This window comes from Cellulosimicrobium sp. AB352 (genome assembly GCF_049538415.1).
In the GTDB taxonomy this organism is placed as follows: Bacteria; Actinomycetota; Actinomycetes; order Actinomycetales; family Cellulomonadaceae; genus Cellulosimicrobium; species Cellulosimicrobium funkei.
In genome coordinates, this window is record NZ_JBMVFX010000004.1 from 35,087 (window position 1) to 55,540 (window position 20,454).

17 protein-coding genes are annotated in these 20,454 nt (G+C 73.8%); 8 read left to right on the top strand and 9 right to left on the bottom strand.

Going from position 1 to position 20,454, the window contains the following annotated elements:
- Positions 1 to 9 precede the first annotated feature (9 nt).
- A complete protein-coding gene (locus tag ACPCUX_RS04125; protein ID WP_144722727.1) occupies positions 10 to 1,581 on the bottom strand; it encodes a sensor histidine kinase in 1,572 nt (523 codons plus the stop codon).
- A 104-nt stretch (positions 1,582 to 1,685) separates the two neighbouring features.
- Between ACPCUX_RS04125 and ACPCUX_RS04130 the strand changes: the two genes are divergently transcribed.
- Together ACPCUX_RS04130 and ACPCUX_RS04135 are read left to right on the top strand one after the other, a co-directional pair.
- Entirely contained in the window at positions 1,686 to 2,369 is a 684-nt protein-coding gene (locus ACPCUX_RS04130; protein ID WP_031316534.1) for a response regulator transcription factor, read from the top strand.
- A 43-nt stretch (positions 2,370 to 2,412) separates the two neighbouring features.
- Entirely contained in the window at positions 2,413 to 3,744 is a 1,332-nt protein-coding gene (locus tag ACPCUX_RS04135; protein ID WP_085387506.1) for an ATP-binding protein, read from the top strand.
- A gap of 21 nt (positions 3,745 to 3,765) precedes the next feature.
- Here ACPCUX_RS04135 and ACPCUX_RS04140 read toward each other — a convergent pair whose 3' ends face one another.
- The gene (locus ACPCUX_RS04140; protein ID WP_085387507.1) at positions 3,766 to 4,317 is read right to left on the bottom strand and encodes a GtrA family protein; all 552 of its coding nucleotides are present in this window, start codon (positions 4,315 to 4,317) and stop codon (positions 3,766 to 3,768) included.
- A gap of 110 nt (positions 4,318 to 4,427) precedes the next feature.
- On the opposite strand from ACPCUX_RS04140, the gene ACPCUX_RS04145 reads away from it, so the two are divergent.
- Both ACPCUX_RS04145 and purE read left to right on the top strand, forming a co-directional pair.
- Positions 4,428 to 5,669 (top strand): 5-(carboxyamino)imidazole ribonucleotide synthase, encoded by a 1,242-nt coding sequence (locus ACPCUX_RS04145; protein ID WP_423388208.1) that lies wholly within the window; start codon positions 4,428 to 4,430, stop codon positions 5,667 to 5,669.
- Entirely contained in the window at positions 5,666 to 6,205 is a 540-nt protein-coding gene (gene purE / locus ACPCUX_RS04150; protein ID WP_043658982.1) for a 5-(carboxyamino)imidazole ribonucleotide mutase, read from the top strand. The genes ACPCUX_RS04145 and purE overlap by 4 nt, the downstream gene beginning before the upstream one ends.
- Positions 6,206 to 6,214: 9 nt before the next feature.
- On the opposite strand, the gene ACPCUX_RS04155 is transcribed toward purE, so the two are convergent.
- From ACPCUX_RS04155 to ACPCUX_RS04170, 4 genes are all read right to left on the bottom strand, one after another.
- Positions 6,215 to 7,660: an LCP family protein gene (locus tag ACPCUX_RS04155; RefSeq protein ID WP_423388209.1), complete on the bottom strand. Its 1,446-nt coding sequence runs from the start codon at positions 7,658 to 7,660 to the stop codon at positions 6,215 to 6,217.
- A gap of 4 nt (positions 7,661 to 7,664) precedes the next feature.
- Positions 7,665 to 8,951: an LCP family protein gene (locus ACPCUX_RS04160; protein ID WP_423388210.1), complete on the bottom strand. Its 1,287-nt coding sequence runs from the start codon at positions 8,949 to 8,951 to the stop codon at positions 7,665 to 7,667.
- A gap of 69 nt (positions 8,952 to 9,020) precedes the next feature.
- Entirely contained in the window at positions 9,021 to 9,449 is a 429-nt protein-coding gene (locus ACPCUX_RS04165) for a DUF2304 domain-containing protein (RefSeq protein ID WP_423388211.1), read from the bottom strand.
- Between the two features lie 12 nt (positions 9,450 to 9,461).
- Positions 9,462 to 10,178 (bottom strand): glycosyltransferase family 2 protein, encoded by a 717-nt coding sequence (locus ACPCUX_RS04170; protein WP_391516212.1) that lies wholly within the window; start codon positions 10,176 to 10,178, stop codon positions 9,462 to 9,464.
- 143 nt (positions 10,179 to 10,321) lie between these two features.
- On the opposite strand from ACPCUX_RS04170, the gene ACPCUX_RS04175 reads away from it, so the two are divergent.
- The 4 genes from ACPCUX_RS04175 to ACPCUX_RS04190 all read left to right on the top strand — a co-directional run bounded on the left by ACPCUX_RS04175 (position 10,322) and on the right by ACPCUX_RS04190 (position 15,867).
- The gene (locus ACPCUX_RS04175) at positions 10,322 to 10,918 is read left to right on the top strand and encodes an acyltransferase (RefSeq protein ID WP_423388212.1); all 597 of its coding nucleotides are present in this window, start codon (positions 10,322 to 10,324) and stop codon (positions 10,916 to 10,918) included.
- Positions 10,915 to 12,015: a DegT/DnrJ/EryC1/StrS family aminotransferase gene (locus ACPCUX_RS04180; RefSeq protein ID WP_423388213.1), complete on the top strand. Its 1,101-nt coding sequence runs from the start codon at positions 10,915 to 10,917 to the stop codon at positions 12,013 to 12,015. Before ACPCUX_RS04175 ends, ACPCUX_RS04180 begins: the two co-directional genes overlap by 4 nt.
- Positions 12,015 to 13,001 carry a Gfo/Idh/MocA family oxidoreductase gene (locus tag ACPCUX_RS04185; protein ID WP_423388214.1) on the top strand — a complete coding sequence of 329 codons (987 nt, stop codon included), beginning with the start codon at positions 12,015 to 12,017 and terminating at the stop codon, positions 12,999 to 13,001. Before ACPCUX_RS04180 ends, ACPCUX_RS04185 begins: the two co-directional genes overlap by 1 nt.
- Positions 13,002 to 13,092: 91 nt before the next feature.
- On the top strand, positions 13,093 to 15,867 hold the full coding sequence (locus tag ACPCUX_RS04190) for an FG-GAP-like repeat-containing protein (protein ID WP_423388215.1): 2,775 nt from the start codon (positions 13,093 to 13,095) through the stop codon (positions 15,865 to 15,867).
- A gap of 55 nt (positions 15,868 to 15,922) precedes the next feature.
- Here ACPCUX_RS04190 and ACPCUX_RS04195 read toward each other — a convergent pair whose 3' ends face one another.
- From ACPCUX_RS04195 to ACPCUX_RS04205, 3 genes are all read right to left on the bottom strand, one after another.
- Positions 15,923 to 17,917 (bottom strand): SpoIID/LytB domain-containing protein, encoded by a 1,995-nt coding sequence (locus tag ACPCUX_RS04195; RefSeq protein ID WP_423388216.1) that lies wholly within the window; start codon positions 17,915 to 17,917, stop codon positions 15,923 to 15,925.
- A gap of 72 nt (positions 17,918 to 17,989) precedes the next feature.
- Positions 17,990 to 19,168, bottom strand: a complete 1,179-nt coding sequence (locus ACPCUX_RS04200; protein ID WP_423388217.1) for a glycosyltransferase — start codon at positions 19,166 to 19,168, stop codon at positions 17,990 to 17,992.
- 7 nt (positions 19,169 to 19,175) lie between these two features.
- On the bottom strand, positions 19,176 to 20,357 hold the full coding sequence (locus ACPCUX_RS04205) for an acyltransferase family protein (RefSeq protein WP_423388218.1): 1,182 nt from the start codon (positions 20,355 to 20,357) through the stop codon (positions 19,176 to 19,178).
- Positions 20,358 to 20,454: the final 97 nt, after the last annotated feature.

Here is a 20,454-nt window from a genome sequence, read left to right on the forward strand (position 1 = left end):
GCGCGCGGGTCAGGGGGGCGGCGGGGGCGGGGCGAACAGGCCCGGCGCCGGTCCGGTGGCCGTCCTGCCCGGTCCCATCCTGCCCGACGGTCCCGACCTGCCCGGCAGCGCGGGCCCCGACGGCACGGGGCCAGACGGCGCGGGGCCCGGCGGCACAGGTCCCGACGGCGCAGGTCCCGACGGCACGGGGCCGGGCGGCACGGGCGCGCGACCGGGGACCGGCGGCACGGGCAGGCGCAGGTGCACGCGGAACCCGCCGCCCGCGCGCGGCCCCACCTGGACGGACCCGCCGAAGAGCGCGGCCCGCTCGCGCATCCCGAGCACGCCGTAGCCGCCGGAGCGGGCGTCCTGCCGGGCCTCCGCCGCGCTGGAGGCGCCCCGGCCGTCGTCCTCGACCTCGAGGTCGAGGGTCGTGGCGCCCCAGCGCACGACGACCGTGACCTCCGGGTCCGGTCCCGCGTGCTTGAGGACGTTGGTGAGCGCCTCCTGGCAGACGCGGTAGACCGTGAGCCCGGCCCCGGGCGGCAGGGTGCGCGCCTCGCCCACGCGCACGAACGACACGCGCATCCCGCTGTCGCGCACCTGGGCGACGAGGCTCTCGAGGTCGGCGGCGTCGGGCTGCGGCGCGCGCTCGAGGGCGGCCGGCGGGGGGTTCCCCGGGAGCTGCTGCGTGGCCGCACCGGGTCCGGACGGCGAGCCCGGGCCGAGGACGCCGCCGCGCCCCGCGGGCAGCGCCAGGGTGCCCCCGGGCCCGACGGCGGCCCCCGGCGCGGGCGGGCGCGGCGGCTCGGACCGCAGCACGCCGAGCAGACGGCGCATGTCGGCCAGGGCGGTGCGTCCCGTCTCCGAGACGGTCGCGAGCGCGCGGGCCGCGGCGTCGGGGTCGTGGGCGGCGGCGTACCGGCCGCCGTCGGCCTGGGCGATGATGACGGACAGCGAGTGGGCCACGATGTCGTGCATCTCGCGGGCGATGCGCGCCCGCTCGGCGGCGGTCGCGATCTGGGCCTGCTGGTCGCGCTCGACCTCGAGGCGCTCGGCGCGGTCGACGAGCGCGGCGATCGTCTCGCGCCGGGACCGCCGCACGAGGCCGAACGCCCAGACGGCGAGGAACGTCATGCCGCCGAACGCGGACGTGAGGAACACCATGAGCGCGAGGTCTTGGAGCCGGCCCGACAGCAGCCCGAGCGCGACGCCCAGGACGACCGCCCCGACGAGCGAGGCGACGATCGCGGTGCGGTGCGCCCAGCGCGGCCCGTAGACCGTGACCGAGTAGAGCGCGACGAGCACGGCGAAGTCGGCGGGGAAGATGAGGAGGTAGCCCGCGAGCAGGTGCACGAGCGCGACCGAGTACACCGTGACCGCCGACGCGAGCGGGTGCGAGCGTCGCCAGGGGAGCGGGGCGAGGAGCAGCACGGCCCAGAACGCGGCCCAGCCGCCGCTCGTGCCGACGCCGCTCGCGCCGGACGCGGAGAACGCCGCCGACGCGGGCACGAACACCACCGCGAGGACGAGCGTGACGGTGAGGTCCACACCGAAGCGGTGCTCGTCGGACCACTGCCCGAGGCGCTCGTACCAACCCATGCGTCCAGCCTAGGCAGCGGGCGGTCGCGCGGCGTCCGACCAGGGTCGCAGAGTTCACCGGGCACGATGGGACCGAAGTCGTACTGATGCCCTAGCATGAGCGAATGACCCACGTACTGCTAGCGGAGGACGACCCGGCGATTGCCGAACCTTTGGCGCGCGCACTGACACGTGAGGGTTACAACGTCGTCGTCCAAGGAACTGGTCAAGGGGCGATCGACTCGGCCAGCGGTGCGGACATCGTGGTGCTCGATCTGGGCCTTCCGGACATGGACGGCCTCGACGTCGCACGCGAGATCCGTCACAAGGGCCTGACCACGCCCGTGCTCGTGCTCACCGCGCGCGCCGACGAGGTCGACCTCGTCGTGGGGCTCGACGCGGGCGCCGACGACTACGTCACCAAGCCGTTCCGCCTCGCGGAGCTCCTTGCCCGGGTCCGGGCGCTCCTGCGCCGCTCGCACGGTGAGCAGGTCGACGAGGAGGAGCTCGCGGCGCAGGACGTCCGCATCGACGTCTCCGCGCACCGGGCGTTCCAGGGCGAGCGCGAGCTCCACCTGACCACCAAGGAGTTCGAGCTGCTGCGCGTGCTCGTCGCGAGCGCGGGCTCGGTCGTCGTCCGCGACGCCCTGATGCGCGACGTGTGGGGCTCGGAGCCCGTCGGCTCGACGAAGACGCTCGACATGCACGTGTCGTGGCTGCGCCGCAAGCTCGGCGACGACGCCAACGCGCCGCGCTACATCTCGACCGTCCGGGGCCTCGGCTTCCGCTTCGAGACCGGCGAGAGCTGACCGTCCCCTGACGGGACGAGGGACACGGGGAGCGAGGAGCAGCGTGCGGCGTCGGATGCTGCAGGCGACGGTGGCGGCCGTGGCCGTCGCCGTGATCCTCCTCGGGTTCCCCCTCGCCTTCTACGGCGCCCGGTTCGTGCTCCAGGGCGAGGTCGACGACCTCTCCTCGCGCGTCGAGCGCCTCTCCCGGTCCATCGACGCGCGCCTCGCGACGGGTGACGAGATCCCGGACCACGTCATCGAGGACGCGGTCCAGCCCCGCGCGAGCGACCCTCCGGCGCACGTCTACGTCGCGCTGCCCGACGGCACGGTGCTCACGGCGGGCGACGAGGTCACCGGCCGCGAGATCGAGCAGCCCCTGCACTCCGACTCGGGCGCGCTCGTGACCCTCACCGTCTCCTACTGGGACGCCTACCTCCGGGCCGCGCAGGTCGTGCTGCTCGTCGTGGCCGCGGCGATCGTCGCGTTCGCCGCGGGCATCGGGATGGCGGTGTGGCAGGCGAACCGCATCGCCGCGCCGCTCGTGTACCTCGCCGCGTCCGCGGAGCAGCTCGGCTCGGGGCAGGTCCGCCCACGGCTCGAACCCTCGGGCGTCGAGGAGATCGACCTCGTCGCCGCCGAGCTCGCGCGCAGCTCCGACCGGCTCGCGGGCCGGCTCGCCGCGGAGCGCCAGTTCGCGGCCGACGCGTCGCACCAGCTCCGCACGCCCCTCACGGCCCTGAGCATGCGGCTCGAGGAGATCTCCCTCGCGTCCGACGACCCGGCCGTCCAGGAGGAGGCGCGGATCTCCCTCGAGCAGGTCGAGCGGCTGGTCGGGGTCGTCGACGACCTCCTCGCGTCGTCCCGGCGCGCCCAGGGCGGGACGACGGAGGCGGTGAGCCTGCTCGACGTCGTGCACCAGCAGGAGGAGGAGTGGGTGCCGACGTTCGCGAAGGCGGGGCGCCGGCTCGTCGTCGACGTGCCGCCCGAGTACCAGGTGCTCGCGACGCCCGGCGCGCTCGCGCAGGTCCTGGCCACGCTCATCGAGAACTCCCTCAAGCACGGCGGCGGCACGACCACGGTCCGCGCGCGCCCGTCCGGCACGAGCGGCGCCATCGTCACCGAGGTGTCCGACGAGGGCGCGGGCGTCCCCGACGACCTCGCGCCGCGCATCTTCGAGCGTGAGGTCACCTCGGGCGCGGGGACCGGTCTCGGCCTCGCGCTCGCCCGGGACCTCGCCGCGTCCGACGGCGGCCGCCTGGAGCTGGCGCAGCGTCGGCCCGCGGTCTTCGCGCTCTTCCTCGCGGGGGTGCCGCGGCGCCTCGACCCGCGCGTCGTGCTGCCGACGGGGACGGCCGTCGCGGCCGGTGGCCGACGCCGGCGCCGACGCGGCTGACACCTCCGGGACGCGTGCGGCTCAGTCGGTCCGCACGTCCGCAGGAGGGCGAGGCGCGCCGTCCGCGGCTTTCGCCGGGGTCGCGGCGTCGGCGCGGTCTCCCGTGAAGACGAGGTGGCGGTACGCGACGTAGCGGAACGCCGTGCCCAGGGCGAGCCCCACGACGTTCGCCGAGACGTTCTTGGCGAGCGGCGACGTCAGCCCGAGCGCGTACGTCGAGATCGCGAGGCACCCCACCGCGATGAGCATGCCGCCCACGTTGACGACGACGAACGCGGCGAGCTCCCGCCCGCGCGACTGCGTGCGCCGGTCCGAGAACGTCCAGTACCGGTTGCCGACCCACGCCACGAGCGTCGCGACGGCGACGGAGACGATCTTCGCGGTGAGCGGCTTGTGCCCGAGGAGCTCGCCCGGGCCGAAGCTCAGCAGGTTGAACAGGCCCAGGTCGACGACGTACGCGAGCGCGCCGACCGACCCGAACTTCGCGAGCTCGCGGACCCGCGCCAGCACGCGCTCGCGGCGCGACCCGGACGTCGCGGACGTCTCCGCTCGTCGGTCCAGGTCGTTCACCACCCCTCGAGGCTACCGGCCGGTCCTGGCCCCCGCCCGGGTGCCGTCCGCCGTCCGTCCGACGGGCGGTCGGGGGAGGGCCGCCCCGCGGCCAGGCACTAGGGTGGGTGCACGTGGCAGCCCCAGTGATCGCCGTGGTCGGCGGAGGACAGCTCGCACGCATGATGGCCCCCGCGGCCGGAGAGCTCGGCGTGCACCTGCGCGTGCTCGTGGAGGCCGCGGACTCGTCCGCGGCCCAGGTCGTCGTGGACGCGCCCGTCGGCGTCGCGTCCGACGAGGCGGCGGTCCGCTCCCTCATCGCCCCCGCGGGCGCCGCCCTGGCGGACGTCCTGACGTTCGAGCACGAGCACGTCCCGAACGCGCTGCTCACCGACCTCCTCGAGCACGGCACGCCCGTGCGCCCGGGCCCGGACGCGCTCGTCCACGCCCAGGACAAGATCGTCATGCGCCGCCGGCTCACCGAGCTCGGCGTGCCGTGCCCGCGCTGGGCCGCGCTCCCCACGGACCCGACGGCGGCCCGGGCCGCGCTCACCGACTTCCTCGCCGAGGTCGGGGGCGAGGCCGTGGTGAAGACCGCGCGCGGCGGGTACGACGGCAAGGGCGTCCGCGTGGTCTCGGCCGCGGCGGGTGGCCCCGCGCAGGTGGCGGAGTGGATCGAGGCCGCCGCGACGGACGGCCCCGAGCTCCTCGTCGAGGAGAAGGTCCCGTTCACGCGCGAGCTCGCGGTGCTCGTCGCTCGGCGCCCGAGCGGCGGAGCGGACGGGCGGGGCGAGGTGCGCACCTGGCCCGTCGTCGAGTCGATCCAGCGCGACGGCGTGTGCGCCGAGGTGATCGCGCCCGCGCCCGGCCTCACCGACGCCGAGGCGGAGCGTGCGCGCGCCGCCGCCGTGCGGATCGCCGAGGGGCTCGGCGTCACGGGGGTGCTCGCGGTCGAGATGTTCGAGGTCGCGGGGGAGGAGGGCCCGCGCGTGCTGGTCAACGAGCTCGCGATGCGCCCCCACAACTCCGGCCACTGGACGATCGACGGCGCGGTGACGAGCCAGTTCGAGCAGCACCTGCGGGCCGTCCTGGACCTCCCGCTCGGCGACACCGCGTCGACCGCGCGCTGGACCGTGATGGCGAACGTCCTCGGCTCGACCCTGGACGAGCTCACCGACGCGCTGCCCGACGTCCTCGCCGCGTTCCCCGACGCCCGGGTGAACCTCTACGGCAAGGGCGTGCGCCCCGGGCGCAAGCTCGGCCACGTCAACGTGAGCGGCGACGACCTGGACGAGGTCCGGCGTCGGGCTCTGGCCGCCGCCGCGACCCTGCGGGGCGAGCGTCCCGCGACCGACCCGAACGAGGAGCGCGCATGAGCCAGAACCCTGTCGTCGGCATCGTCATGGGGTCGGACTCCGACTGGCCCGTCATGGAGGCCGCCGCCGACGCGCTGGCCGAGTTCGACGTGCCCGTCGAGGTCGACGTCGTCTCCGCCCACCGGATGCCCGTCGAGATGATCGACTACGGCCGCACCGCCGCGGAGCGCGGCCTGCGCGTGATCGTCGCGGGCGCCGGGGGAGCGGCCCACCTGCCGGGCATGCTCGCCGCCGTCACGCCCCTGCCCGTCATCGGCGTCCCCGTGCCGCTGCGCCACCTCGACGGCATGGACTCGCTGCTGTCGATCGTCCAGATGCCCGCGGGCGTCCCCGTCGCGACGGTGTCCGTCGGCGGCGCGCGCAACGCGGGCCTGCTCGCCGCGCGCATCCTTGCCGCGGGCACCGACGACGACGCCGCGCGGCTGCGCGAGCGCATGGTCGCCTTCCAGGCGGACCTGGGAGAGCAGGCGCGTGCCAAGGGTGCACGGCTGCGCGCGTCGCGCGCCGGCGGGCAGCGCACCGGCTTCGGCGCCTGAGCCGAGGCGTCAGCCCGTCGGCTGCGGGAGGCCGCCCACCTGACCGGGCGCGAGGTTGCCGTCCCGGATGTCGACCCAGAACTGGCCGACCGTCTCGGGGTCGAGCTGCACGGTCGACCCGAGGTTGCCGCCGGGGCGGAAGTCGGGGTTCGAGATCGGCGGGGTGCCGGTGATGCCGTCGGGCCCGTTGGCCTTGCGGAAGGCGAGCGCGAGCTTGCCGAGGTCCACGATGCCGGTCTTCTCGTCGACGGTGAGGGCCCCCAGCCCGGAGTCGAGCAGCGAGACCTGGTCGCCCGGGCGGAAGAGGATGCCGGGGTCGGCGGCCTGCGAGCTGATCGCGCCGATGACCTGGCGCTGACGCTCAGCCCGTCCGATGTCGCCCTGTGGGTCCGAGTACCGCATGCGCGAGAACGCGAGCGCGGTGTGCCCGTCGGCCACGTGGCAGCCCGCCGTCCAGACGAGCTCGCTCTTCGGGTCGTCCACGTCGTAGTCGAGGCACAGCTCGACGCCGCCGACGGCGTCCACGATCCCTTCGACACCGCCGAACCCGACCTCGACGTAGTGGTCGACCGTGAGGCCGGTGAGCTGCTCGACGGTCTGCACGAGCAGCGCCGGACCGCCCCAGGAGTACGCCGAGTTGAGCTTGCTCGACCCGTTGCCCGGGATCTCCGCGTACGTGTCGCGCGGCAGGCTGATGAGCGCGACCGGCCCGCTCGGCGGCGCGTGGAGGACCATGATCGTGTCGGTGCGGGCGCCCTCGGTGCCGTCCTCGCTGATGCCGTCCCCCCGCGCGTCCGACCCGGCGAGCAGGTAGGTGTTGCCCGCGGTGCCGGGAGCGCCGGAGAGCGCCTCGACGTGCTGGATCTTGCCGTTGGCCCAGATGAGGAGGCCGACGGGCCAGGCGAGGAGCGCGACGATGACGACGCCGGCGACGAGCCCGACGATGCGGCCCTTGCGGACGCGGAAGCCGCCGCCCGGACGGGACGCCCCGGTGGCGGAGGGCGGGCGTCCGCCGCCCGGGCCGCCGGGGCCGGCCGGGCGCGGGCGAGGTGCCGCCGTGGGTCGACGTCCCGCGGTCGCGGTCGCGGCGCGCGCGCTCGCGTGCGGGGACGACGAGACGCGAGCGGGAGCCGAGCGCTCGGGCGACCGCGCCGGCGCGACGGACGGGGGCAGCGCCGAGGCCGCGGGCTCGCTCCGAGGTCGTGCGCGCCCCGCGGGCGGCGCCGGCGGCGGCGTGCCCTGGCGGGCCGGGGTCACGGGGATCTCGCGCGACGACTGGCGCCGGATGCGTGGCTCGGCCCGGACGGCGTCGTCGGGCACCGGCCGGGCCGGCGGGCGGGGGCGACCGCTGTTCCCGACGGCGATCGCGTCGTCGGCCGACGTAGGCCGGGGCGAGCGACCGCCCTGGGGCGTGAAGCTCGGGGGCAGCGACCGGGGATCGCGGGAGTCGGTCATGGGATCACCCGCACTGCGCGGTCTCGTCGGCGGCGGAGAACGCCTCCTTGCCGGCTTCCTTCGTCTGCACCGGCGCGGGCTCGTCCGTGGCGGTGTCCGGCGCCGGGGCCTCGTCGCCCTCGCCCGCCGGTGGCGCGTCGGTCGCGGCGTCGTCCGCCGGCTGGTCGGCCGCGGGGGCGGGCGTCACGATCGGCTCGTCCGCGCGCACCTTCGCCCACAGCTCGTCGGCCTCCGAGGTCCAGACGACCTTCGCGTCGGGGTCCCGCGGGTCCGGCGCGTTGGGAACGGTCATGAAGGTGATGTTGCCACTCGTCGCGCCCCGGAGGCTGAAGGCGAGCCCGGCGAGGCTCGGGATCGACGAGAGGTTGTCGCTCGTCGTCAGCGACCTGGTGCCCGCGTCGACGAAGCCGTAGATCTGGCCGAGGTCCGAGAGCACGTTCTTCGACAGCACCTGGTTGACCGTCGCGGCGAGGAGCTGCTGCTGCCGGCCGATGCGGCTGAGGTCCGACCCGTCGCCCACCCCGTACCGGGCACGCGCGAAGCCGAGCGCCTGGGCGCCGTCGAGCGTCTGCCACCCCGCGGCGAGCTTCAGGTCCGCCTTGGGGGAGTCGATCGCCTCGGGGATGCACATGCGCACCCCGCCGATCGCCGACACCATGTTCTGGAAGCCCGCGAAGTCGACGACGACGAAACCGTCGACGTAGACGTCGGTGAGGCTCTCGACGGTCTGCATGGTGCACGCGGCGGCGGAGTCCACGTCGCCGCCGACGGTCGCCCCGTTGGCGAACGCCGCGTTGAAGCGGGTGTTGGCGGGGGCGGTCGTCTTCCCGCTCGTCGTGTTGCACGCCGGGACGTCGACGCGCGAGTCGCGCGGGATCGAGATCATCTCCACGCGCGAGCGGTCGGCGGACACGTGCACGAGGATCGTCGTGTCCGAGCGCATGCCCTCGACGCCCTCGACCTCGTGGCCGTTGTCCCCGCCGCGCGCGTCGGACCCCATCACGAGGATGTTGAGGGGCTTCCCGGCGTTCGGGTCGCTCGGGTCCGGGGTGGTCTGCGCGGGACGGTCGTCGAGCAGGTCGAGCGCGCTCGACGACGTGATGTTGCCCTGGATGTTCGACAGCGCCGAGGCACCGCCGACCGCGCCGAACGCGAGGACGGCCGTGGCGACGAGGCCCACGGAGCGCGCGACCCGGTGGGTGCGCTGCCGTCTCGCGTGCGCAGGACCGCGCGACGGCCGGGAGGCCGCGGCGCTGCGGTTCTGGGCGCGGGAGCGTGGGGTCACGGGCATCGAGCATAGGCGGACGCCGCGACGCGCTGGCGCGTGCACGGGGCTCGCGGCGTGGAGGAGTTGTGGAACCTACGGTTCCGACCGGGGACGCGTGGGCACCGCGCCGTCGTCGATCGTGGCGGTCCGCGCGGACTCGTCGTGCTCGAGCTGGCCGACCGAGTCGTCGACGCGCTCGAGCGTGGCCTCGGCCAGGCCGAGCTCGCGCGTGAGCACGGTGATCTTCCGCTCGAGCTGGTTCGTGCGCCGGTGGCTCGTCGCGATGAAGCTGACGAACGCGATCACCAGCGCGTAGAGCAGCAGGTCGGTGCCTCGCCCGACGTCGAGCATGTTGGCGACGTACGTGAGCCACTCCGGGAAGAGGATCGCCAGCACCGCGGAGAGCACGAACCCGACGAGGAGCAGACGACGGATCGCCTGGTGGCGGGCGTTCGCCGTCGAGCGGGTCAGGAGAACGGACGCCACGACGACCGCGACGACGAGGATGATCTGGATGAGCATGGCCGATCCCTGCTACTTGAAGACGAGGTCGACGAGGATGTTGACGGAGTTCCAGAGCGACTGGCCCTTGCCCTTGGAGTAGTCCGTGTACAGCACGTGGACCGGGTGCTCCCGCCACGGCAGCCGTGTCCGGCCGAGCTGGAGGACGATCTCGCTCGCGTGCGCCATACGATCCTGGCGCAGGTCGACCTGCCGGGCCGCGTCCACGCGGATGACCCGGAGGCCGTTGTGCGCGTCGGTCAGGCGCAGCCCGGTGCTCCGGTTCGTGAACCACACGGCCGTCCGGAGGACGAGCCGCTTGAGGAGGCCCGGCCTCGTGCGGTCGTCGAGGAATCGCGAGCCGAACACGACCGCCACGTCCTCGGCGCGCGCCAGCTCCACCATCGCGAGCGCGTCCTCGACCTGGTGCTGGCCGTCCGCGTCGAACGTCACGAGGTACCGCGCGCCCTCCTGCGCCCGCGCGTACTCGATGCCGGTCTGGAGCGCGGCGCCCTGGCCGAGGTTCACCGCGTGGCGGACCACGACGGCGCCCGCCTCGCGGGCGCGCTCCGCGGAGTCGTCCGTGCTGCCGTCGTCGACGCAGACGACGTTCGGGAAGGTCTTGCGCGCCTCGGCGACGACGTCGCCGACCACCGCGTCCTCGTTGTAGAGCGGGATCACGAGCCAGACGTCGTCGGTGACGGTGCGGGTGGGCGCGCGACCGTCCGTCGCCGCGTCCGAAAAGTCCATGCCCTCATTCTTGCAGCATCCGGAGCGAGGTCAGGACGAAGGTCAGTCGTCCCGTGCCGACCGCGTCGGTAGGCTGGCCGGTGCGGTGCCGCGGTTAGAGTGAGCCCGCCCACTGCTGTCGAGAGCGAGGAGCTCCTCCCATCATGAGTGTGCGCATCGCACCCAGCGCCGACGTCGCCGAGAGTGCCGCGATCGGCGACGGCAGCCAGATCTGGCACCTCGCCCAGGTGCGCGAGGGGGTGTCGATGGGGGAGTCGTGCGTCGTCGGACGAGGCGCCTACATCGGCACCGGCGTGCAGATGGGCCGGAACTGCAAGGTGCAGAACTACGCCCTCGTGTACGAGCCGGCGACGCTCGCGGACGGCGTCTTCATCGGTCCCGCCGTGGTGCTGACGAACGACACCTACCCGCGCGCCGTGAACCCCGACGGCACGCTGAAGAGCGCGGACGACTGGCACGCCGTCGGCGTGACGATCGGCGAGGGGGCAGCGATCGGTGCGCGCGCCGTGTGCGTCGCCCCCGTCACGATCGGCGCCTGGGCGACCGTGGCCGCCGGCGCCGTCGTCACCAAGGACGTCCCGGACCACGCCATCGTCGTCGGGGTTCCCGCGCGACGGGTCGGCTGGGTCGGACGAGCAGGCCGACCGTTGGAGCGCGACGGCGAGCACTGGGTGTGCCCGGTGACGGGGGCCCGCTACGAAGAGAACGACGACAACATCAGAGAGGTTGCGGCCGAATGAGCCAGACACTGATCCCCGCGGCGAAGCCGATCGTCGGGGACGACGAGCGAGCGGCCGTGGACCGCGTGCTGCGCAGCGGGATGATCGCCCAGGGCCCGGAGGTCGCCGCCTTCGAGCAGGAGTTCGCCGACGTGCTCGTCGGCGGGCGCACGTGCGTCGCGGTCAACTCCGGGACCTCCGGCCTCCACCTGGGCCTCCTCGCCGCGGGCATCGGCCCGGGCGACGAGGTGATCGTCCCGTCGTTCACGTTCGCGGCGACCGCGAACTCGGTCGCGCTGACCGGCGCGACGCCGGTGTTCGCGGACATCGAGGCGGACCACTTCTGCCTGTCGCCCGACGCGGTGCGCGCCGCGATCACCGAGCGCACGAAGGCGATCATGCCGGTGCACCTCTACGGTCACCCGGCGGACATGACGGCGCTCGGAGCGATCGCCGAGGAGCACGGTCTGCTGCTCTTCGAGGACGCGGCCCAGGCGCACGGCGCGACGCTCGACGGCCGTCCGGTCGGCTCGTTCGGCACGTTCGCGATGTTCAGCCTCTACCCGACGAAGAACATGACGTCGGGCGAGGGCGGCATGGTGTCCTGCGCGACCGACGAGGTCGCCCGCAACGTCCGGCTGCTGCGCAACCAGGGCATGGAGCGCCAGTACGCGAACGAGGTCGTCGGCTTCAACGCCCGCATGACCGACGTCCACGCGGCGATCGGCCGGGTGCAGCTCACCAAGGTCCAGGGCTGGACCGCGGACCGTCAGCGCAACGCGGCGTTCCTCACCGAGAACCTCGAGGGCGTCGTCACGCCGCCGGTCGCCGACGGGGCGGTGCACGTCTACCACCAGTACACGATCCGGGTCGCCGACGACCGCGACGGCGTGGTGACCGCGCTGCGCGAGGAGCACGGCGTGGGCTCGGGCGTCTACTACCCGATCCCCAACCACCGTCTCGAGAGCCTGCGGCACTTCGCGCCGGGCCTCGACCTGCCCAAGACCGAGATCGCGGCGCAGCAGGTGATCTCCCTGCCGGTGCATCCGTCGCTCACCCAGGCCGACCTCGACCGCATCGTCACCGCGGTCAACACCGTCGTGAAGGCAGGTGCGTGATGGCCGACCTCCGCGCAGGCCTCATCGGCCTCGGTGCCATGGGTCGGCACCACGCCCGGGTGCTCCGCGAGATCGACGGCGTCGACCTCGTGGCCGTCGCCGACCCGGGCGGCGACCCCTACGGCGCGTCGGGTGACCTCGACGTCCTGCCCGACGTCGAGGCGCTGATCGCCGCCGGGATCCAGATGGCGGTCGTCGCGGTCCCCACCGTCTTCCACGAGGACGTCGCGCTCGCCCTCGCCGCGGCCGGCGTCCACACGCTCGTCGAGAAGCCCATCGCCGCGACGAGCGAGGCCGGCCGGAAGGTCGCCCAGGCGTTCGCGGAGGCTGGCCTGGTCGGCGCCGTCGGGCACATCGAGCGCTTCAACCCCGCGCTCCAGGAGCTTCGCCGCCGCACGGAGGCGGGCGAGCTCGGCGAGGTGTACCAGATCGCGACCCGTCGCCAGGGGCCCTTCCCCGCGCGCATCGCCGACGTCGGGGTCGTCAAGGACCTCGGGACCCACGACATCGACCTCACGGCCTGGGTCGCCCAGAGCCCGTTCCAGTCGGTCGCGGCGCAGACGACCCACCGCAGCGGCCGTCCTCACGAGGACATGGTCACGGTGACCGGACGTCTCGAGAACGGCGTCGTGACGAACCACGTCGTCAACTGGCTCTCGCCGATGAAGGAGCGCGTCACCATCGTCACCGGCGAGCGCGGCGCGTTCGTCGCCGACACGGGCACCGCCGACCTCACCTTCTACGCCAACGGGGTCATCCCGACGGAGTGGGAGGCCGTCTCGGCCTTCCGGGGCGTCTCCGAGGGGGACGTCACGCGGTACGCCTTCGCGAAGCGCGAGCCGCTCCGCGTCGAGCACGAGGCGTTCCGCGACGCGGTGCTGGGGCTGCGCCACGACGTCGTGACCATGGAGGAGGGGCTGCGCACCCTCGAGGTCGCGGAGGCGGTGCTCGATTCGTCCCGAACGGGCACGATGATCACCCTCTGAACCTGCTCGCCCGCACTGCGGACTTTCTCCCGGGAACGTACGGTGACGAGAGAGTGCCCAAGGCACACATCTCGACCACAGGGGAGGAACGATGCAGTCGCATCGGTTCGGTACGTCACTTCGATCCCTCGTGGCGGGCGCCGCGGTACTCGCGCTGCCGTTCACGGCAGCGACCGCCGCGCCCGCCACGGCGGCACCAGCCACCGCGGCACCCGTTCGCGCCTCGCTCGAGGCCACGGAGGGCGGTGAGGGGATCGAGTCCGACGTCGCGGAGCTCGCCGTGGACGAGAGCCCCCAGGCGCTGGACGCGCCCACTGACGCCGACGCCCCGTTCACGGAGGCAGGTGCTCCCGAGCAGGACGGCACGGTCGTCGCGACCTCCGGCGAGACGACGGGCCTCGCGGTGGTCGGCGTCACCTGGGAGCAGGGCACCGCACCCGACGGTGCGACCGTGGTGCTGCGGACGCGCACGGCCAAGACCTGGTCGGAGTGGGCGGTCCTCGACCAGGAGGAGGTCGTCTCCGACGACCCGACGGAGGACGAGGTCGGGTCCGACGCGACCGTGCTCCGCGACGGCACGGAGCCGGCCTTCGTCGGGGACGTCGACGAGGTCGAGGTCGCGGTGCGCGGCGCCGCCGACAGCCTGCCCCAGGACATCCGCCTCGTCGTGATCGAGCCGGGGGAGGCGGACGCGGAGCCGACCGTGGCGACGACGAGGCTCGTGGAGGAGCCGGACGTCGCGCCGCCCGCGATCGTCGACGAGTCCGCGTCCGGCGGCACCACCTTCGAACCCGACGGCTTCGCGGCGGCCGCCGTGTCCCGTCCGACGATCAACACGCGCGCGCAGTGGGGCGCCGACGAGTCGATCATGACCTGGACGCCGCAGGTCGGCCGCGTCAACGGCGCCGTGGTACACCACACCGCCGGCTCCAACAACTACACCGCGGCGCAGGTGCCGTCGATCATCCGGGGCATCTACACCTACCACGCGCAGTCCCGCGGCTGGGGCGACATCGGCTACAACTTCCTCGTCGATAAGTTCGGTCGCATCTGGGAAGGACGCGCGGGCGGGGTGGAGCGCGCGATCGTCGGCGCGCACGCGTCAGGCGTGAACTCGCACACGTTCGGCCTCTCGCTCATGGGGAACTACGACCAGGTCGCCGTTCCGGCCGCGGCCATGGACGCGATGTCGCGCCTGATCGCGTGGAAGCTCTCCCTCCACGGCGTCCGCGCGAACGGGACCGCGGCCATCGACGGTCGCACCCAGCCTGCGGTCGTCGGGCACCGCGACGTCGGGCAGACGTCCTGTCCGGGGGCGAACCTCTACCCCCGGCTCGGAGAGCTGCGCTCGCGTGCGTCGAGCCTGCAGGGCGGCGGACCCTTCCGGTCGATCACCCGTAGTCTCGTCGACGACGCGCAGCCGGATCTCGCCGTGCAGAAGAACGGCGTCGTGTCGCTGCTCACCCAGGTCGGCTGGGCGTGGTCGTCACCCACCGCCGTCGGGAACGGCTGGAACTCGGGGACCGTGATCGGAGCGGGCGACTGGAACCGCGACGGGCGGGGTGACCTCATCCTTCGGGACGCGGCCGGTGGGCTGTTCCTCTACGGACGCACTACCGACGGCTGGCAGCCCCGGAAGCAGATCGGCAAGGGCTGGGGCATGATGACCCTGATCACCGGTGGTTCCGACTGGGACGGCGACGGTGTTCCCGACCTCCTGGCGCGGACTCGCGACGGCGCGCTGTGGCTCTACCCGAACAACGGATCCGGCGGTTTCGGTTCACCGCGCAAGATCGGTACGGGATGGGGCTCCATGTCGGCCGTCGTCATGCTGGGCAACGTCCAGGGCGGACGACCGGCGCTAGTCGCGAGGTCGTCCGACGGTCGCCTCACGACCTACTTCGGGGACGGCAAGGGCGGCTTCTCCGGCAGCGTGGCCTCCGGCTCCGGCTGGAACGCCATGACGACGATCCTCGGCGTCGGCGACGCGTCCGGCGACGGGCACGCGGACCTCATCGCCCGGGACGCGCAGGGGCAGATGTGGCGGTACCCGGGGAACGGTCAGGGCGGGTTCGGCGCGCGAACGCAGATCGGGACCGGCTGGCAGTCGTTCACCAGCGTCGTCGCGGCCCGGACCGGGAGCACGGTCGAGGTCTACGCGGTCGCCAAGGACGGGCGCCTCCACCGGTACGCGTACGCGAAGAGCGATGTGCTCGCGCGGAGCGTCCCCACCACGGTCCGCGTCGCGCAGGGCGCCGACGTGATCGTCGCCGGGGACTGGGACGGCGACTCTCGCCCCGACCTGATGGTGCGCAACCCGGGCGGCGAGCTCCTGCTCCACCGGGGGACCGGGAACGGGACGTTCGCGACCAGCGGTGTCCGCGTGGGCAGCGGCTGGAACGCGATGCGGGACGTCGTCGCCGCACCCGGCTTCGTCGGCGACGGGAAGCCCGCGCTGCTCGCGCTCGACCGGACTGGCGGGCGGATCTGGCTGTACCCGGGCGACGGGAAGGGCGGCTTCGGCGCGCGGATCCTCCTCGCGACCGACGCGGGCGCCGCCGACACCATCGTGAGCGCCGGCGCGTGGACCGGGCTCGTCCCGGACGTGATCACCCGGGAGAACGGCCGACTCTTCCTACGCCAGGGCAACGGGGCGGGGACGCTCGGCCCGTCCCGCCAGATCGGCTCCGGCTGGGGTTCGGCTGCCGCCGTCATCGGGACGGGCGACGCGACGCGAGACGGCAACCCCGACCTCGCGTTCGTCGGGAGCGACGGCCGGATCACCCTCTACCCGGGCAACGGCCGAGGCGGGTTCGTGCCTGCCTGGAGCTTCGGCGCCGTGCCCTCCGGAGGCGTGGCGTCCTGACACGGCTGCGGCCGGGGCAGCACATGCCACCCCGGCCGCAGCGCGTCGACGCGTGTCACGCCAGACGGGCGACGACCCCCCAGCCGTTGCCGATCGTCGTCCGGCTGGCGAAGCCGGAGCCCGTCCAGCGGTAGAGGTACAGGAGCCCGTCGGCGCCGGTGGCGACGAGGTCAGGGAGTCCGTCTCCGTCCCAGTCTCGGACGACGCTGAGCAGCCGCATGGAGCCCCACCCCGTGCCGATCTGCGTGCGGTCGAACCCGTTCCCCGCACCGCGGTACAGATAGAGACGTCCGGCGCCGTCGCGGGCGAGGAAGTCCGCCCTGCCATCCGCGTTCCAGTCCCCGCCGCCGACCACGACGGACATCGACTGCCAGCCCGCGCCCATGCGCTCGCGTGCGGAGAACCCGCCGTTGCCCTGGCCCCGGTACCGCCACAGGACGCCCGCCGTGTCGATGGCGAGGAGGTCAGCGTTGCCGTCGCCGTCGAGGTCCCCGGGGGCGACGACCGTCCGTGCGCCGCCCCAGCCCGAACCGACGCGGACGCGCGGCGCGAACGCCCCGTCGGCCGTGGTCGGGTAGCGCCACATGACGCCCGCCGCGTCGACCGCGAGAAGGTCGGTACGCCCGTCGCCGGTGAGGTCGTTGGCCCGGACGACGAGTCGCATCGTGGACCACCCGTTACCGATCTGGCGAGACTCGGCGAACCCGCCGGTCCCGTTCCCCTCGTACACCCGCAGGGTCCCGTCGGACATCACGGCGGTGAGGTCGGTCCGTCCGTCCGTCGTCGTGTCGGAGTCGAGCGCCGTGCTGCCCGTGACCTTCCACCAGTCGCTCCGCAGGCCGAGCGCGCTGCGGAACCCGGAACCCGTCGTGGACGTCGACCCGCTCGCCCCGGAGACCACGACCTCGACGACGCGACCACCCCACTCTCCGTCGCCGGTGCGGCGCCGGACCTCGATGGAGCGGGGTGTCCCGACCTGGGGAAACGCCGAGCGCAGCGTGCTGGCCGAGACCTTCACCGACCACGCGTGCGACGGGTTGCCGATCGGGTCCCAGGGATCGCGTCGCGCCACCTGGTAGGGCAGGTTCCCCGCGGCTGTCCAGCCACCGTTCGACGCGCTGAACTGGGTGAAGGCGAGCGCCCCGGCGTAGTGGCGTACCTGGTTCGCCGTGGCCGAGATCGCCGCGTCGGTGGACGCGGCCTCGTGGACCGCGGTCACGGTGCCGGACGCGTTGAGCGTCCTGATCCCGGAGTAGACCTGGCACTGCGTGGTGTCACAGGTCTGCCAGCCCGCGTTGCCCGCGGACGCCCGCTGGTGGGACGCGTACGTCCGTGCCGCGACGGCCTGTGCGCGCAACGCGTCGGCGGGCCAGCTCGACGGGGACTCGGCCGGCACCACGGAGCGCAGGTACGACTCGAGCGGCACAGCGTTCACCGTCCGCAGCCGGGGAGCGTCGCCGTCGCTCACGCCTCGGAGCGATCCTCGATACTCCTTCTGCCGACCGTCCGGGAGGATCAGCCGTAGGGTGCCGTCGGGAGAGGCGAGGTCGAGGTACGTCGCGGACGCGCCCTGCGACCATCGCCGCCACGAGCCGTTCACGAGCCCTTCGAGATACAGGCCCGGCGCTTGGCGGACGATCCGCCACTGAGTGACCTGCTGACCGGCGAAGCCGATGGGGCGGGGCCCGTTGACGGTGTCCGAGGCGGTCATCCCGGCCTCCGCGACGACCCGGACCTCGTTGTCGGTGTCCGCGCTGACGAGCACGCGGATCGGCTGGTTCGACTGCGTGACCGCCACCGTGCCCGGGTAGTAGAAGTCGAGGATGGCCGGGTAACTAACGCCTTGGGCGGCGGCCGCTCGAGCCCCCCACTGCGACAGACCCCGACCGTGGCCGTAGCCGCGTCCCGCGATCGTCACCGTCCCCGACGGTGGGAGGACGACGCGCTCCGAGGTCACCACTGCGGCGGACGCCGCGACGGGAGCGACGAGGCTGGAGACGAGCAGCCCTAGTGCGGTGAGGAGCGCGAGGGCGCGTGGACGAGGTGACATGGGGGCAGCATCCCATGCGCCCAGGGACCTGGCAGCGCGGCACGGGCGCGCCGCCGTCCGTGCGTGGGCCGCCTAGCGGTGCGCGGCCAGGACGATGTCGGCGACCCGCTCGCCGACGGCGTCGAGCGACGCGTTGGCCTGCACCCATGCCGCGCGCTCCACGCGTCTCCCCGCGTCGCCGTCGGAGCCGCTGGCGACCGTCCGAAGTGCGTCGGCCACGGCGTCGGCGTCCCACGGGACCGCGTGCCCGAGCCCGCCCTCGGTCACGACGTCGACGGTCGGCCCTTCGCCCGCGAAGATCACGGGCGTCCCGGTCGCCGCCGCGGCGACCGCCTTCGTCGCGAGGGCGATCGTGTAGCCGCCGCCGGGTCGGACGGAGGCGAGGGCCGCAGTGGCGCCGCGCACGATCGCGGCGACGTCCGTCCCCGGCATCGCGTCCAGACGCACGAACGAGCCTGGCTCCAGCGTGGCGCCTGCGGCGGCGACGCGCCCGACCTCGCTGCCGCGGCCCACCATGACGAGGGTCGCGCCGGGGAGGTCCCGGAGCGCCCGCCGGAAGCCCTCGACGAAGACCTCAGCGCCGTGCAGGTCGTTCATGGTCCCGGGATAGACGAAGAGCGGTCCCGACCGCCCGGGTGCGACGTCCCGGACCGGGCCGTCGAGCGTGAAGACCCCGGTGTCGACCCCGTTGCCGACGACGTGGACGCGCGAGGGCGCCGCTCCCAGGCGCTCCACGTGCCGACGGAGCTCGTCGTTCACCGTCACGACGGCGGCGGCGCGACGCACCGCGAAGGCCTCGAGCGCCCGCGTCAGCGCGACGACCGGGGCAGGGAAGCCGGCACCCTCGGCCGCCGCGGACACGAGGTCCGCGGCGTAGTAGACGTAGGGCGTCCGGCGGATCGTGAGCGCGAGGCGAGCGACGGTGCCCGTGGTCGGGGGCGGCTCGACGAGGACCGTGTCGTTCCGTCGGCCGAGGAGGAGCCGCCCGAGCAGGGGTGCGTCGAAAGAGGCGTACGGGAGGTATCCCCGGACCGTGCCGTCCTTCGCGCGCAGGACCGGCCACCGGCGGACCCGTACCCCGCGCTCGCTCGCGAGACCTGTTTCGGACGTGCGGCTGGTGAGGACGGTCACGTCGGCCCCGCGTCGTGCGAGGGCAGAAGCGGCGGCCCGGAGCCGGAAGGCCGCGGCCGCGGGCTCGGGAGCGTAGACCCGGGAAGCGATCGCGACGCGGGTCGGGGTGCGTGGGGGCATCGGTTCCTCAGACGGTGGTGGGCTTGGGCTGCGGCATCGTCACACCGGGGCTCGGGACGGGGCCGGTCGGTGGCTGCCTGCGTGCACGGCGTGCGTCCCACCATCGCCGCATGCGCCGCTCGACGGGTGCCTCCACGCCGTGGTGCAGCGCGAGCGCGAGCGCGAGCGAGAGCGCGAAGGTCACCGCGTACCACCCGAGGTTCGCCCATCCTTCGCCCCGGTGACCCACGAGGGCGAGGAGCGCGTACAGCACCGTGGCGTGCACCAGGTAGAAGGCGTACGAGGCGTTGCCCAGGGCGACGAGGACCCGGGTGCGGAGCAACGAAGGGCGGCCGGCGAGGTCGCGCACCGCGACGAGAACGATCATGAGGGCGCAGACGACCATGGCCAGCTCGTTCGCCGAACCGTTGACCCAGCGCGCGACCGAGGCGGGGGCGGCGGGCGTCCGGCACACGATCAGCAGGCCGACGAGACCGAGCGCGGCGGCGTACCCGAACCATGGACGCAGCCGAGGGCGCCAGCCGTTCCGTACGGCCCACGCCAGGCACATGCCGAGGAAGAACTCGCTGAGCCGGACCACGGGCCACGGGAGACCGGACGACCACCACGAGCCCGGTGCACCCATGGCGGCGGTGCGATAGGTGAGTGCGACGACGACGGTGCCCGCGGCGAAGAGGAGCGCACCACGCGTGCGCACCGCCAGGAGGGGTCGCTGGAGCGCGGGGTGCAGGGCGTAGAAGAAGGCCTCGCAGGTGAGCGTCCACGCGGCCGGATTGCCGGAGAAGAGGACGGAGGGGTCCCGCGACCAACCCTGCAGCAGGGGGATCGAGAGCAGGAGCACGGCGCTGAAGGGCTTGACCCACCACTGCTCGGGGTCGGGCGACACCGAGTAGAAGACGGGTATCGCGAGGGCGAGGGCGACGAGGTGCGCGGGGTAGATGCGTGCCACGCGCCGCCACCAGAACGTCGTCGCGGGCGTGGCGGAGGACCATGCCCAGGTCAGCACGAACCCGGAGAGGACGAAGAAGAACGTCACCCCGAAGTTGCCGTAGTCGAACACCGCCTGGACCGGCAGGGGGGCGAAGTTCGCCATGTGGTAGCAAAAGACGCCGAACGCCGCCCACCACCGCAGACCGGTGAGAGAGTCGGCTCGCGGCATGCGCGCGACGGGGCGTGACCACGACGACATGGTCGAGAGGCTATCAATCGGGCGAGCTCGGCCCGTGCAGGGCGGGGCGGCCGTTTGTCCTCGGCGTGGTGCGAACACCATGATGGGCTCCGTCCTG

What these genes read in the sequence shown, in the direction of transcription:
- ACPCUX_RS04195 (WP_423388216.1), bottom strand. Translation starts at nt 17,917, where the DNA reads ATGTCACCTCGTCCACGCGCCCTCGCGCTCCTCACCGCACTAGGGCTG.
- ACPCUX_RS04200 (WP_423388217.1), bottom strand. Translation starts at nt 19,168, where the DNA reads ATGCCCCCACGCACCCCGACCCGCGTCGCGATCGCTTCCCGGGTCTAC.
- ACPCUX_RS04205 (WP_423388218.1), bottom strand. Translation starts at nt 20,357, where the DNA reads ATGTCGTCGTGGTCACGCCCCGTCGCGCGCATGCCGCGAGCCGACTCT.
- ACPCUX_RS04155 (WP_423388209.1), bottom strand. Translation starts at nt 7,660, where the DNA reads ATGACCGACTCCCGCGATCCCCGGTCGCTGCCCCCGAGCTTCACGCCC.
- ACPCUX_RS04170 (WP_391516212.1), bottom strand. Translation starts at nt 10,178, where the DNA reads ATGGACTTTTCGGACGCGGCGACGGACGGTCGCGCGCCCACCCGCACC.
- ACPCUX_RS04130 (WP_031316534.1), top strand. Translation starts at nt 1,686, where the DNA reads ATGACCCACGTACTGCTAGCGGAGGACGACCCGGCGATTGCCGAACCT.
- ACPCUX_RS04180 (WP_423388213.1), top strand. Translation starts at nt 10,915, where the DNA reads ATGAGCCAGACACTGATCCCCGCGGCGAAGCCGATCGTCGGGGACGAC.
- ACPCUX_RS04125 (WP_144722727.1), bottom strand. Translation starts at nt 1,581, where the DNA reads ATGGGTTGGTACGAGCGCCTCGGGCAGTGGTCCGACGAGCACCGCTTC.
- ACPCUX_RS04185 (WP_423388214.1), top strand. Translation starts at nt 12,015, where the DNA reads ATGGCCGACCTCCGCGCAGGCCTCATCGGCCTCGGTGCCATGGGTCGG.
- ACPCUX_RS04190 (WP_423388215.1), top strand. Translation starts at nt 13,093, where the DNA reads ATGCAGTCGCATCGGTTCGGTACGTCACTTCGATCCCTCGTGGCGGGC.
- ACPCUX_RS04165 (WP_423388211.1), bottom strand. Translation starts at nt 9,449, where the DNA reads ATGCTCATCCAGATCATCCTCGTCGTCGCGGTCGTCGTGGCGTCCGTT.
- purE (WP_043658982.1), top strand. Translation starts at nt 5,666, where the DNA reads ATGAGCCAGAACCCTGTCGTCGGCATCGTCATGGGGTCGGACTCCGAC.
- ACPCUX_RS04175 (WP_423388212.1), top strand. Translation starts at nt 10,322, where the DNA reads ATGAGTGTGCGCATCGCACCCAGCGCCGACGTCGCCGAGAGTGCCGCG.
- ACPCUX_RS04160 (WP_423388210.1), bottom strand. Translation starts at nt 8,951, where the DNA reads ATGCCCGTGACCCCACGCTCCCGCGCCCAGAACCGCAGCGCCGCGGCC.